This is a genomic window from Pseudomonas syringae group sp. J309-1, assembly GCF_032582135.1.
Taxonomy (GTDB): Bacteria; Pseudomonadota; Gammaproteobacteria; order Pseudomonadales; family Pseudomonadaceae; genus Aquipseudomonas; species Aquipseudomonas quasicaspiana.
Window position 1 is genome coordinate 136,487 of the sequence record NZ_JAWHNU010000002.1, and the last position, 13,058, is coordinate 149,544.

At 58.2% G+C, this 13,058-nt stretch carries 9 protein-coding genes; 2 read left to right on the forward strand and 7 right to left on the reverse strand.

Annotated elements, in window-relative coordinates; genetic code table 11:
- Positions 1-235: 235 nt before the first annotated feature.
- The 4 genes from RX972_RS01765 to RX972_RS01780 are packed head-to-tail and all read right to left on the reverse strand — an operon-like array spanning position 236 to position 5,253.
- Positions 236-2,620: a hypothetical protein gene (locus RX972_RS01765; protein ID WP_316872337.1), complete on the reverse strand. Its 2,385-nt coding sequence runs from the start codon at positions 2,618-2,620 to the stop codon at positions 236-238.
- Positions 2,621-2,667: 47 nt separating this feature from the next.
- Positions 2,668-3,417: an ABC transporter permease gene (locus RX972_RS01770; RefSeq protein ID WP_316872339.1), complete on the reverse strand. Its 750-nt coding sequence runs from the start codon at positions 3,415-3,417 to the stop codon at positions 2,668-2,670.
- A 7-nt stretch (positions 3,418-3,424) separates the two neighbouring features.
- Positions 3,425-4,417, reverse strand: coding sequence for an ABC transporter substrate-binding protein (locus RX972_RS01775; RefSeq protein WP_316872342.1), 993 nt, complete (start codon positions 4,415-4,417; stop codon positions 3,425-3,427).
- Positions 4,414-5,253: an ABC transporter ATP-binding protein gene (locus RX972_RS01780; RefSeq protein WP_316872344.1), complete on the reverse strand. Its 840-nt coding sequence runs from the start codon at positions 5,251-5,253 to the stop codon at positions 4,414-4,416. The genes RX972_RS01775 and RX972_RS01780 overlap by 4 nt, the downstream gene beginning before the upstream one ends.
- A 145-nt stretch (positions 5,254-5,398) precedes the next feature.
- On the opposite strand from RX972_RS01780, the gene RX972_RS01785 reads away from it, so the two are divergent.
- Entirely contained in the window at positions 5,399-6,130 is a 732-nt protein-coding gene (locus RX972_RS01785; protein WP_316872346.1) for a GntR family transcriptional regulator, read from the forward strand.
- Positions 6,131-6,285: 155 nt separating this feature from the next.
- Complete coding sequence (locus tag RX972_RS01790) at positions 6,286-7,254, forward strand: LysR family transcriptional regulator (RefSeq protein ID WP_316872348.1); 969 nt, start codon at positions 6,286-6,288, stop codon at positions 7,252-7,254.
- Positions 7,255-7,318: 64 nt separating this feature from the next.
- Here RX972_RS01790 and RX972_RS01795 read toward each other — a convergent pair whose 3' ends face one another.
- The 3 genes from RX972_RS01795 to RX972_RS01805 are packed head-to-tail and all read right to left on the reverse strand — an operon-like array spanning position 7,319 to position 13,017.
- On the reverse strand, positions 7,319-7,963 hold the full coding sequence (locus RX972_RS01795; RefSeq protein ID WP_316872350.1) for a DUF6250 domain-containing protein: 645 nt from the start codon (positions 7,961-7,963) through the stop codon (positions 7,319-7,321).
- Between the two features lie 39 nt (positions 7,964-8,002).
- Positions 8,003-10,756, reverse strand: coding sequence for a Tat pathway signal sequence domain protein (locus RX972_RS01800; RefSeq protein ID WP_316872352.1), 2,754 nt, complete (start codon positions 10,754-10,756; stop codon positions 8,003-8,005).
- Positions 10,757-10,767: 11 nt separating this feature from the next.
- Entirely contained in the window at positions 10,768-13,017 is a 2,250-nt protein-coding gene (locus tag RX972_RS01805) for a TonB-dependent receptor (RefSeq protein ID WP_316872355.1), read from the reverse strand.
- Positions 13,018-13,058 lie beyond the last annotated feature (41 nt).

Here is a 13,058-nt window from a genome sequence, read left to right on the forward strand (position 1 = left end):
CGAGACTGTGATCTGCGAAAACATTGCAGAGTCATTGCACAGTCTGTGCCGCTCATTTGGTCGCGAGCATTGGCGGCGAGGAGCTGAAACGCGCGGACTACGGTGCGCGAAAATCGGAATGTATGTAGGGATGCTGCTGCGGATCGAACACTTGAAAGTCGGCGCTCAAGCCGCCCGATGTGCTGTTAGCTCGGCGGCAGTGAGGTCCAAGGATAGAGCTTGAAGTGCTTTCCATTCAGCACCTTTCTATAGGCACTGTCAAAAACAAAGCCGATGTCCAGACACGCGACTGATCACGTTGACGTGCACAGACGAACAGCGGGTGTTCGCGCCCTGCCTGCAAACGCAGATCCGAGATCTTAAGCGTCCCTTGAATCTCTCGCGGCAGAGTCAGGGCAGTCATCCGTTCTAACGATAATTTCAGTTCTGCCCCGGGTAGGTCTACAACGTGCTGCCCCTGAGCCAACAAATCATCCCCGCTCAGTAACACCTCAACATTGGGAGCATGCACAAACGCTTCCGGGTTTGCCGGATCTCCCACCTTTGTGTAGTTGTCGATACGACTGCGAACTTCCAGACGCGCACCAGCCAACTGGGACAATTCAATTTCGATGCTGTCGGTGTCACCGTTGGTGTCCGTGCGGAACGCAAGACTGGTCGAATCCTGACGCCATACCGTCTGTTCGGGGTGATCCAGGCCACAGGCATCGAAATGCTTGATGACCGCGCCAGTCACGCGAATTTCACCAGTCCAATAGGCTCCGCGGTAACGATCCTTGATACGCGCGCCGCCCAGACGCAAGCGAATGCGCTGGCTGCTGAAACCGAGTTCTTCATGCAGGTTGCGCGACCAGATCAATTGCTCTCCATCGAACAGATCGATCTGTTCCCAACCGCTTTCACCGAGCAGACGGTAGTCGAGGCTGGCCTCTTCCGAGGCGGTGAACACTTCGCCCATCAGATGCTCTCCAGAGCTCAGGCTGGCAAACGAACGCTCGCCAGTGGTGGCGAAAGTGCGACGGGCGCGCAGGGCCTGGCCGACGCTTTTGCGATCAAAGCCTGCCGACAATACGCCGGTCAGCCCGCCTCGGGAGCCAAATACTGCGGTAGCAGGTACGCCACCACCGCAACGCCCCTGATGCTCATCACTATTGGCGGCTGCACCCACTTGATAACCACGCTGCAAAGCTTCGGCATACACCCAGTGGAACTGCCCCCATGCCGAGCCGACTTCAATCAAACGCTCAAGGGCAGGATGATGCCAGTCCAGGTTGCAACGCCGCCCACCCACGTGGGGCATCATCAAATGCCCTTCCGGATCCTTTGCATAAGCTGCGTATAGCTCATCCACCGGCCAGGCCCCTGGCTTGATGGTACCCGCAGTGAACTCGTTCCACTCGAAAGAGCGAACCAGACGGCCTTGATTATCGAAGGGGAACTCAGGTTTGCGATCATGCAAGAACACTACATTGCGGTCGCCGCCAGCACAGGAGTTGCCACACCACTCAGTCCCCGGATAGCAGACGAACCGTCCCGGCTCATTCAATTCATGAATCAGTTTGACCGCTTGATCCCAGCGCTGCTCGGTAATGTTAAAATCATTGGCGGTGTAACCCAGCACGTCCAGACCTGCGACATCCCGGCCATAGCTCAGGTTGTAAAGGGTGTCATTGGTGCCGACGGTATCATCGGAATGCACATGCAGGTCAGCATACAGTGGCCGTAGACCGGCGCCTTGCGGGTCTACGTTGATGAACGCCTGGGCAGGTCGCACACGAGCGTCGGTGACATGCGCACGCAACCGCCACTCTCCGGTTTCACTCAAGCGCAGCGCGGGCATTCGCACCACAGCCCAGCCCTCGCTGGCGAGCGTGAACGCAATATCGCGCTCGGCCCCGTCAGGAGAAACCAGTAGCAGACTGCCCTCTAACGGCAACTGCCGGCAGGTGTTACCCCAGGCATCGTCGACCCGCAGCAAAACATCAAAAGCTTCTTCACTACTGACCAGTCGCGGCGCAATGACCTGCAACTGACTCGCGACACCCGGCACGATATCCCAGAGCAGATCACCTGGAACTTCGGCAAATTTCGAACTGCCTAGTGGGTCGATGAAAAGGCGCAACCGGAAGTCTTTTTCGACAAAGCTCTGCACCCGAGTGCCCGCCCCGCCCTGACGACGATCACCGAGGCGAATGACAATACGATCCCCCGGATTCAGATAGCCGTCGATAATGTCGATAATGATCGCCTTCTGAAAAGGCCGCTCATGCCCCTTCTGATCAAAGCGCACCTTCAGGTACTGCACGGTGGCCTGACTCTGCCCCGGCACTAGATCGCCTGCCTGATACTCGGCACTGACATAGTTGGGCCCCGACGGGTTGGAGGTTTGAAACAATGCCCAATCGGAATAGAACTTGAACGCCAGCTTCAACCAGGCACCATCCGCCAGCCCGCTGGCACCCACCTCGTAGGTCAAGGTGATCTCGTCCCACCGTCCGGCCACGAGCGTTTGTCGGTCGCCGCTGATACTGCCGAGAAACGGCCGGGCCTTGTTGCGCTCATACAGGCCAATTGGCGCGGTGTATTCACCAGCGTCGCGTGGGTCGAAGGAAGTCGTCAAAATGCACCTCGTGGGGAATCTGATAGAAGCGGTTCGAAAAGAACGTTTTAGTGCGCACGCCACGCCTGGTAGTGACGCTCGATACGGCGGAAAACCAGGCTTTCCATCAGCCACGCCAGCAACCCGATCAAGGCGATGCCGAGCAGGACCTGGCTGCTGTTGCCGATTTGTCCGCCCATGGAAACCATCCAGCCGATGCCCTGAGAAGCGCCGATCATTTCGGCCGCCACCAACGCACGCCAACCCTGGCTGAAGCCAATGCGCAGAGCAGCAGTCAGAAATGGCAGCGAAGCGGGCAGGTAAACATGAGCCAGCAGTTGCCGGGTATTGGCACCCAGAGTGCGCGCGGCTCGTACTTCTCCGCCGCGAATGCTCTGTACACCTTCCTGAATAGTGACCGCCATGGGGAACACCGCAGCGATGAAGATCACCAGCACAATGGAGAAGAATCCAAGGCCAAAGATGATCAAAATCAGCGGAGCCCAGGCGATCGGCGGAATCGCCATGAACAGGCTGTTGAGCGGCGCAATGAAATCGCGAAAACCGCGCGACAACCCGCCAGCGGTGCCTAGTAGCACAGCGACTACGACGGCGGATGTGAATCCGGCCAACTCCTCCAGCATGCTGGCGCGAAATTGCTTCCACAGCGATCCGTCGTTGATCCAGCGGATCGCCTCTTGGGCAACCACCCAGGGTTGTGGCAGCACGTAGCTAGGAAAGCGTGAAGCCAGGATGATCCAGACCGCCAGCAAAAATGGCAGCGAGGCCCAGCCCCAGTTGGGTTTTGGTATCGACATCAGAGGCTCAGCGCGAGGCTTTATCCAGGTAAGAAGTGTCCACCAGATCTTTGGTATCCAGATGGGTATTCATGAAGCCCAGTTGCGTCGAGTAATTCATCAGGCGTTGGATGAACTGGATATCGCTGGGCTGCAAATCTGCTGACCATCCGAGGCGCGAGCGTGCCTGCGCGACAATCTGCTCTGGACTGATAGTCTTACCATCCGCGCCCTGAACAGCCTCAAGCTTGAAAGCCTCGGCGATTATTCTGTTGGATTCCTCGGGATGCTGATTAAGAAAATCTACGGCCTTGCGGTGTGCACGCAGCAGCTTGACCACATCATCCGGGCGGTCCTGCAACGTCTTGGGCAATGCAATGACCACATACCACGGGTACTGCGGCAGCGCCTGGTTCACATCGAACAGCACTCGGCTATTGCCACGCAACAGCGCCTGGCTGACAAAGGGTTCCCAAGTGAAAGCGGCATCAACGATGCCTCGTTCCAGCGCAGCGTTCATGTTGCCCGGTGGCATGTCGATGATATCGACGTCGCTGTCCGGATTGAGCCCGGCGGCTTCCTTGAGCACATAGCCACGCAGGAGCACGTCCATGCCGCTGCCTTTCTTCACACCCGCCAGCTTCTTGCCGTTAAGCCCGGCCAAATCGTGGATTGGGCTTTTGTTATCGACGATGACCGCTGCCTGGCCATAGTTGACCTTGGCCAGGATCGTGCTTTTCAGCCCCCGTGAGTACCACTGGTAAACCGGTGGCGTCCCCACATAGGCGACGTCCAGTTCACCTGCCGCCAGAGCTTGCTGTATCACGGGGCCATCACCCAGCGCCTTGAGGTCTACATTCAGCCCTTCCTGCTTGTAAAAACCCTCTTTATCGGCAATCAGCGCCGGTGCGTTGGCCATGGCAAAGACGTAGCCGATACGCAGAGGTTGGTCAGCGGCCGAAGCGCTGCTGGCGAAAGTAATAGCAGCCAGAGAAGCGGCCAGGAGCGTGCGTCTGATCATGCGGTCAACTCGGGTGAGGAAGAAGTTTGAATGGCGCCAGGAGCCTGCGCCATGACGTGGGAAATACGCGCCATGAGTTCATTGCGATAGTCGAGAAACGCTGGCAAGCGGCGGGTTTGCAGATTACTGCGCGGACGGGGCAAATCGACCTGCAGTTCGCTGTGAATACCGCCCGGGGCGATGTTTAGCACCACCACGCGATCAGCCAGAAAAACCGCCTCATCAATGTCGTGAGTGATGAACAGAACGGTCTGCCCCAGCTGCGCCCAGATGCGAAGAGTTTCTTCGTTCATGCTATTGCGACTGATGGCATCCAGCGCAGCAAAAGGCTCGTCCATCAGCAATACGCTGGGCTCTAATGCCAGGGTTCTGGCCAGTGAAACGCGCTGCTGCATGCCTCCGGACAACTGCTGTGGCAACCGTTGTGCGGCTTGCTCCAGACCGACCAGCCGCAAGTACGACAGCGCTTTCTCGCGCTGCTCGACGACACTGCCCTGCCCCGCCATGCGCAGGCCGAAGCGGACATTTTCCAGTGCACTCAGCCAGGGAAAGAGTTGAGGTGACTGGAATACGTATCCCAGCTCTTCACGCTCAGGGCGTATTGGCTCGCCATTGATTTGAACCTGTCCTTTACTCGGCTGCTGAAAACCCGACAGCAGGTTGAGCAACGTAGTTTTGCCACACCCTGAAGGGCCGAGGATCGCGACGAATTCGCCAGGCCGAGCGCTGAGGCTGAACTGGTCAAACACCTGATGACCATTGGCGTAACTGAAGCTGATCGCTTCAACGCTCAAGGCATTGGTCGGCGGGTTTGGTTTTGGAGGCTGGGAAGACATGGCAAGTGGGATCAGGTCGTTTACAATGGATGTCTCGACATAATACGTATTAATACAAGTTGAAGTAATATCATCTTGTCATAACCTTAGAAGCAAATGCGGTCCAGCCTTCCGAAGCTGACCTCAGCGCTCATGGAATAGAACAGTGACGATTCTTCGCGACAGCAGCACTTCGCTCTATCAGCAAATCGCCCAGCAACTGCTGGAGGAAATCCACCGAGGTGATTTTGAACCGTCAGGCAAGCTGCCCTCGGAGGCCGAAATCGGTGAGCGCTTTGCTGTTAGCCGCGTGACCGTACGCCTGGCCATCGGCAAGCTTTGCGACGAGGGAGTGGTTGAACGCAAGCAGGGCAAAGGCACTTTCGTGGCCGCCAAACAATTGCGTCATGGGCTGGATGCATTGCGCAGCTTTCATGAGGCGTTGCTGCTTCAAGGGCTGAAGTCGACCATGCAGGTAATTGCTCATCACTTGGTGCCCACCCCGGAAGGCCTGCGGCACCTGTTCCCGGAGGCGACACAGTCACTCTGCGTGGAGCGCCTGCATTTCGTTGACGATGAACCCATCGCTTTGGGGCGCAGCCACCTCCCTGCCGAGCTGGCCGGTGTAGTGTGGAAGGAAGTGGAACAACAGCCTATCTATTCGGTACTGGAGCAAGTCACTGGTTGTCCGGTTAGCCGAGCCGACATGGCAATACGGGCACAGCAGGCTGACAAAGCACTCGCTGATGCCCTGGGTATCAAGCGTGGCGCCGCATTACTGGTGATGGAACGCACCTCCTGGTTTACCGACGGCCGCTGCTGCGATCGCACGACCTTCTACATCAGGCCGGAGCGTTATTCGTTCGTGATCAGCGGGGTTTTTAAAGTAGGTATTTAAATACCTACCCTGGCCAGGAGGAACATCGGGGGTTAAACCCGGCAAAGCGACTTATTACCAAAACGAATGAGATAGAGTTTTTTAAGTCTTTTTAAACAAACACTTACTACGGCACAGTCACGCTTCTTATTCTATCTACAGAGCCATCGGTCCCCATGCACCTGGATCTACGTCAATTGCGCCACTTGATTGCACTGGTGGAGCATCGCAATTTTGGTCTCGCCGCAGAGTCGGTCAACCTTTCCCAATCAGCATTCAGTCGCAGTATTCAGGCGCTTGAACAGAGCTTCGGGACCCGACTGATTGACCGTACCCGTAACCTTGAACCGACTAAAAAAGGTCTGATTGTGCTGGAGCACGCCAGACGAATGATTGGCAATGCTCACGACCTGATCAACTCGGTACGGCAATTCAACGAGGACGAGGCCGGTGAATTGTCGTTTGCCTGTGGTCCAGCTCCAGCGGCCTGGTTGATGCCCCAAGCGCTAGGGATTTTTACTCGACGACTGCCCAAAGTGCGTCTGCGCTTTCATGTGGACAACTGGCAAGCCCTGGGTCAACGACTGCTGGCCGAAGAGTGCGAGTTTTTCGTCGCCGACGCGCGCAACTTCGAGCATGACCCCGACTACCGCGTTGAGCTGTTGAGCCCGCATCGTTGGGGATTCTGCTGCCGCAGCGAGCATCCGTTGGCAGCGCTGGATGAAGTCAGCGTCGAGCAGCTCTTCAGTTATCCATTGGCGGGCACCGTGCGCCCGCCCAATTTGCGCAAGGCGCTGGTGGAACTCAGCGGCAGGCCCGACTTCCAGACCAGCATCGAGTGCGATAACGGCTACAGCCTGGTCAGTGTCATCCAGCATTCCGACGCCATCGGCACGACCAATGTCAGTCGCAATAACCCCTATCTGCAACAAGGCCTCAAGTTGTTGAATGTGACCGGACTGGATCAACAAGCGCCGGAGTTTTACACCCACTACGGCATCGTCAGTCGCGCGGGGTACAAGCTGTCGTTCCTGGCGCAGAATCTGATCGATGCTTTCCATGAAGCCGATCAGGCAATGCAGGCGCTGGAGGCTGATCCGACTGGAAGAGGTCTGCCTGACAAACCGCAATCGCGACCGTCGTAACCTCCGATGGCTCCTACAGGGTTCGCGGCATACCGCGAGCACTGCAGGCGCTCACAAGCACCGGCTACAACGCACACACCTTGAATCGGCTTATGGCCTGGCGAGACCAGACAGAACGGAAGCCGAAGTAGCCGTCTGCAGGTAGCCCGTCCAGGGCTTGCTCGAACATCAGTTCGTCGTCCACCCAATAGCCAGTCGACGTTGCGGTGACGTCGATTCGAATCCGGTAGATCCTGCCCGCTTCCAGCAAGTGAGCCGCCTCCAGGCTTTCACCCAGTAGTTGCCGTTCACCTTGACCATCGTAGAAGCGAAAACGTGTGGTGGTATTGGTGTTCCCCCCCATGCCCACGTACCAGGTCGCCAGTGAATCATAGGATTCCAGCACGCCGTCACGGCTGAGCAGACCCTCCCCATCGTGCGCGCCCCAGAACAGGTTCATGTCGGAAAGTCGATCGTTGGCCTGCCCGGCCACCAGGACCTGACGCAGGAACTCAATGCGGTAAGCGCCACTCAGGCGCTGCCCCAGCCAGACTGTCATACCCGCAGCGGTGTCCATGATCAGGCGACCCTGCTCGACGAAAACCCGCGAGCGCTCTGGTTGTTCACTCTCGACCCGCCAGCGCCGGGCATCGAAACGTTGAAAATCATCCTGCACGAGCAGGTGTGAAGACACGGCGACAGGGGCCGCTGGAACACGTGGTTGAGGCATGCAGACAGTCTCGAAACTTAAAAGGAGAAATAACGGCCGCTAGCGCGGCTCATTATCTAGAGCTAACAGGGCAATCGCAGTCAGCCCCCACTGAGCGACGGCATTGGTCGACAGATTGGCTGCGGACGATGTGCCGGAATGCTCATCAATCACCGATACCGGATCGGGTTCATTCAGCGCGTACAGATAGGCTGGGGGTTCAATCCGGTGCAGGCGACGATTGGGCTGCGGAATACCGCCGGAACCTGCGAAAAACTCTTTCCAGGCCCGTTCATGCAGTGCCTTGTCCTGAAGTCGCCACGCGGCAAATGCGGTCAGGCGCGCGTGCCCCTGCTTGAGGTTCAGGTTGGCCAAAGGTTCGCCCAGTGCTTTTTCATGCTCGGTGACGGGCGCGTTGTACAGGCGGCAGTAATCGAGCCAGGCGCGTTCGAAGCTTGCCGACGGCAAAAGCTGCAACAGCTCGCTGCAGATCTCGGCCAACCCAAATACTGCGGACAGATGCGACACCGAAAGCTTGCCGCTCTGATCCGGATCAAACCGACCGCTATCCAGGTGCATGTTCGCCACTCCGGTGAAGAAGCCATGGGGCTGCGCGGCAATCGTCTCCATGCTGTTGAGCAAGCGGCGCGCCACTGCAGGATCGCCGCTGCGCTCCCAGTCGGTCAGCCAGGCAGCAGCAATCGCCCCCCAATCCGTGCCGAAGGTGATGCTGGCGTAGCCTTCGCGAGGGTCGGCTTGCTGACCGATCTTGCGGCCCGGCACCACTTCACGAAGAGTACGCAGCGCTTCGACTTGTTCATTAAGCAGATCACCCACACGTTCATCAGCGGTCAGGTAGTACAGAAAGCGACGATTGGCGGCGGTGGAAATACGCAGTTGCTTGGCGCTGTCCCCCCAATGCTGCACGTTATGCCGCGATCCCAATGGCGCGAAACGGCCGATATGATGCACATCCACTTCACCGGTATGCCGGGTCATGGCTTCGGCCATGCGGAAAACATCCTGACGCCCAGTGCGTAAAAAGTAGTACCACAGCCACAGATCGGTGCTCAGTTCCGAGTTGTCCCAGGCAAAGCCGCCTACGTCATAACGCCAGACATGGCGCTGCTCGTCGTAGGTGTGCATCACGTCGCCATAGTCCCAGAAGCCGTACCATTTGCGCTGTTCAACTTCGTCGCGATAGAAATCGAAATACCAGGCCAACTGCTGCTCGATCTGCTGTTTGCGCCCCGTGGATTTACCCGGCGGTGCCCAGTCAGGACCGAACACACCTGCGGCGTGCATACGCTCGGGCGTTGCCGCTAGCAACGGAGGCTGTTGAATGCGCTGGGCTATGTTTTGCAGTTCGACCGCACTCGGGGTGGCCGCGACAAACTGCAACTCCAGCTCACTGGTGCGGGCAATACCGGACGGCGTATTGAACCCAGGCTCGTAATCCTCGTACGTTATCTCCAACGCTTCGCGCTGTTTGACGAAGCTGTCTTCGCCCAAGCCATCGTGATAGCTGCGCAAATCCATCGGCGCGGCCTGAGGTGCCCACAGCCAGACCGTGACTTGCGCTTGCTCGCTGTGCGCGGCTTCAATGTCCAGTTGCGCGGGAAAGCTCTGCCAGAAATTACGCAGGCCGAACACCACACCGCCGTCGGGTGAACCCAGGTAACCCAAACCTGCGGCACGCTGGCCGGTGGCGCTGTGAAGCCAGCTTTGACCGGAGGCCGTGCGCTTGCTGATCTGGAACCCGTCGGGATGCGCCTGCAGCAATCGATAGCTGCCAAACGCCGGAATGTACTGCAGGCGATTAGCGACCTCTGGAGCAAAACCTGTCACCGGGCCAGTGCTGCGGCCCTCGATCTGGGCACGCATGATCTCGTCACCGGGGTTGCGCCGCAGGCCGGTCAACCCCCTGACAGCCTCCGCGAACACCCCGCCATCGGCCGAGATGAAACGCACATGCCGGTCATGCAGTTCTGCATGCAATGGCGAGTCAAAACGTAACCCGACGCCCGTGATGAAATCCTTGCGCTCGTCGATGTCCAGCACCAGGGTGTGAATCACTCGGATCACATCGCTGCCCGCGTAAAAGTACAGCCGCACGGTGAACGGCAGCAATGTCGCCGTGCCGTTTTGATCACGATGGGTGCCGTGCAACGCCAGCACAGCACGCACCGGCCCTTGCTGCTCCACCACCACGCGCTGGACCTCGCTGCGGTACTGACGAAGCGGTTCGGCTGGCTGATCCGGGTCGCCTTGCACCTGAAGCAAAAGATGACCGTTGAGCAGCGCGCTGCGAGCCTTTTGGGTGACGCTTTGAATCAGGCTCGCGCCCTGCCGGGGGATCACACATTGCAGCAGCCCGGTATCAACGCGGATGGCATCAGCGCTTTCCTGGACCAGGCTGGCGTTGTCCGCCGTGCTGGTTTGAGTCGGGCGCAGGTCGTAATGCTCGGCCACCGGTTGCGCCTGAGGTGCAATGGCATGGGCGGTCCACTTCAGGCTGCCATCAGGCCAGTACGCTAACGGCCAGCTTTGCAGGGTTGGCGTGGAGCCATCGCTGCCGTAAATCTGGAACTGACTGCCCGCCGCCACCTGGCCCCACGGCCATGGAGTGCCCCACGTGACACCGGCAAACGACTTCGGCACAGTATTACCCAGCCAGCCCAGCGGGCTTTCAAGCCCTGCATCGGCGGTTTTTTTCGACGTTGCTCCCGCTGCATTACCTATGAAGGGCACTGCGCCGGCGGTCACAACACTGGCGCGCAGAAAACTGCGGCGATCAAGTTTGAACTCAGTCATCAGCCCGGCCCTCAGAAGTCGTAGCCAACCGTCATGCCGAGCGTACGCGGCTCGCCGAGAATGCCGAACGCCGAGCCATAATCGCCGGTGTTAAGCGCGCGGTAATAGCGTTTATCGGTAACATTGTTCGCCCACAGCGAAGCATTCCAGGTGCCTTCGTTGTACTTGCCACTCAGGCCGGTGGACAGGCTTAGCAAACCGTAGCCAGGAATTCGGGTGAACTCGGAGTTGTCGACTGTGCCGTAAGACCAGGTGCGGTAGGAGTAACGGCCAGAGACAAAGGCCTGCAAGGCATCGAAAGTCTGCCATTCATAACGGCTGGTCAGGTTGTACGTAACCTTGGGCGAACGGAACACCCGGCTGCCGCTCAGATCGCAGGAAATCGGCGCGCCTGGGGCCAGAGTTACTTCCGCAGGGCATTTGCCACCCTTGAAGTCCAGGAAGGTATTGTCCAGCAACGTGCCGTTGAAATTGACGCTCAGGCCATCCAGTGGACGCAGGGTCAGGTTTGTCTCTACACCCCGAGAACGCATGGTTCCGGCATTGATCAGGTAACTGCTCTGGGTTTCAACGTCGTAGGCGTTGGTCTGGAATTTACGCACTTCGGACCAGAACACTGCGGTGTCAAAGCTGATGCGGTTATCCAGCCATTGGCTCTTGATCCCGATTTCACCGCCGCGAGTATCTTCCGGATCGACCAGCAGGCTGTCATAGCCAGCGGTACTTGCCGCGCCTTGGGACACGTTGAGTCCGCCCGCTTTTTCGCCATAAGCCACGGTCAGGTAACCCTGCAGATTTGGCAGAAAGAAGTAGCTGAGGTTGACCATCGCCGCTGGCAAGTTGCTGTACTGGTTCAACTCGCCAGAGTCGAAGTCGTTTTTGTTGACCCGGCGAAACGAGCCGGACTTTTTGTTGTAGCTGTCCCGAACGCCAGCGGTGATGTCGAACTCATCGGTGACATGCAACGTACCTTGGGCGTATAGGGAAAACACCGTGTCGTCGATTTCACCCCAACGTTTGACGTTCTTGCCGGTGTTGATAGCGCTGCCGTAGTACTGGGTGGTCTGGTTGCCTGGCGCGTAGTAATCGTGGGCGAAAGTGTCGAGGTTTTCACCCCAGTACGTAGCCCCCAAGGCGTAGTCGAACAGCTCGCCCTTGGGTGAATCCAGACGAATATCCTGAGACCAGATCCGGTCGCGAGCATCGGCGCCGCTGCCTGCATACAACGGCACGTCGAGGGTGTCGGTGTTGTTGGGCTGAAAGCCGAAGTAACGGTAGGAAGAAACCGAGCGCAGGTTATAACCGTTGGCCAGCGTCCAGTTGGCCTCTGCCGAAATGCCACCCTGCTTGACGTAAGCCGCGTTCTCGTCATCGGCGTTGACCTTATAGCCGCCACCCACCAAATGCGCGCCAACCAGATTGGCGCGGTTCTGATACGGCACGGTGCCGTTGACCGCGTTGGCTTTGTCCAGCACCAGCACGGGATAGCTCGTGGACTTGTTGTAATCAGCGATCACTCGCAGGCTGAAGTCGTCGACTGGCTGCCAGAGAAACTGGCCACGAATGCCGTCCTGATTGCTGCCGCCTAAATCGTGGCCGGTGTATTCATTCTTGATGTAGCCGCCCTTCTCCGTGTGCGAAAGGTTAATTCGCCCGGCAAGCGTTTCGGTCAACGGCCCCGAGAACATCGCCTGGGTCTGGGTGTAGCCTCGCTGGCCGACCGACTGGCGCAGCGACCCTTCAGGGGTGAAAGTCGGTTTACGGGTATGAATGTCCACCGCACCGCCGGTGGTGTTGAACCCCTTCAGAGTGCCTTGCGGGCCACTCAGCACATCGGCGCTTTCGATATCCAGGAGGTCGTTGGACATCATGCCCGGACGGCTCAGATAAACGTTATCGAGGAACAGGCCGACACTGCTCGGCATACCGATGTTGATCTCGGTGCCGCCGCCATCGCCGACTCCGCGAATGGTCATACGCGTGTCGTAAGCATCAATGCTGGAGACGTCCAGCCCTGACGCCACTTGCTGCAAATCTTCCAGGCGGTAGACACCTTGCTGCTCCAGAGTCTTGCCACTGAGCTTTTGCGCCGATGATGGCGGCTGCTGTGCGTCGGCTTCGCGCACACCCTCGACTTGCACTGTGGCCAGTCGAGTGCCGCTGTCGTCGGCCATGATCGGTGACGCGACCAAGACCAGCGCGTGCCCCAAGGCCATTCCAGTCACCCAAGGTAGGTATTTTTGCTGTGCGTAAAGTTTCATCAGGCATTTCCAGCGAACGAGTTGGCGAGTGCCGCGCATCA

What these genes read in the sequence shown, in the direction of transcription:
- RX972_RS01795 (WP_316872350.1), bottom strand. Translation starts at nt 7,963, where the DNA reads ATGCCTCAACCACGTGTTCCAGCGGCCCCTGTCGCCGTGTCTTCACAC.
- RX972_RS01775 (WP_316872342.1), bottom strand. Translation starts at nt 4,417, where the DNA reads ATGATCAGACGCACGCTCCTGGCCGCTTCTCTGGCTGCTATTACTTTC.
- RX972_RS01805 (WP_316872355.1), bottom strand. Translation starts at nt 13,017, where the DNA reads ATGAAACTTTACGCACAGCAAAAATACCTACCTTGGGTGACTGGAATG.
- RX972_RS01770 (WP_316872339.1), bottom strand. Translation starts at nt 3,417, where the DNA reads ATGTCGATACCAAAACCCAACTGGGGCTGGGCCTCGCTGCCATTTTTG.
- RX972_RS01780 (WP_316872344.1), bottom strand. Translation starts at nt 5,253, where the DNA reads ATGTCTTCCCAGCCTCCAAAACCAAACCCGCCGACCAATGCCTTGAGC.
- RX972_RS01800 (WP_316872352.1), bottom strand. Translation starts at nt 10,756, where the DNA reads ATGACTGAGTTCAAACTTGATCGCCGCAGTTTTCTGCGCGCCAGTGTT.
- RX972_RS01790 (WP_316872348.1), top strand. Translation starts at nt 6,286, where the DNA reads ATGCACCTGGATCTACGTCAATTGCGCCACTTGATTGCACTGGTGGAG.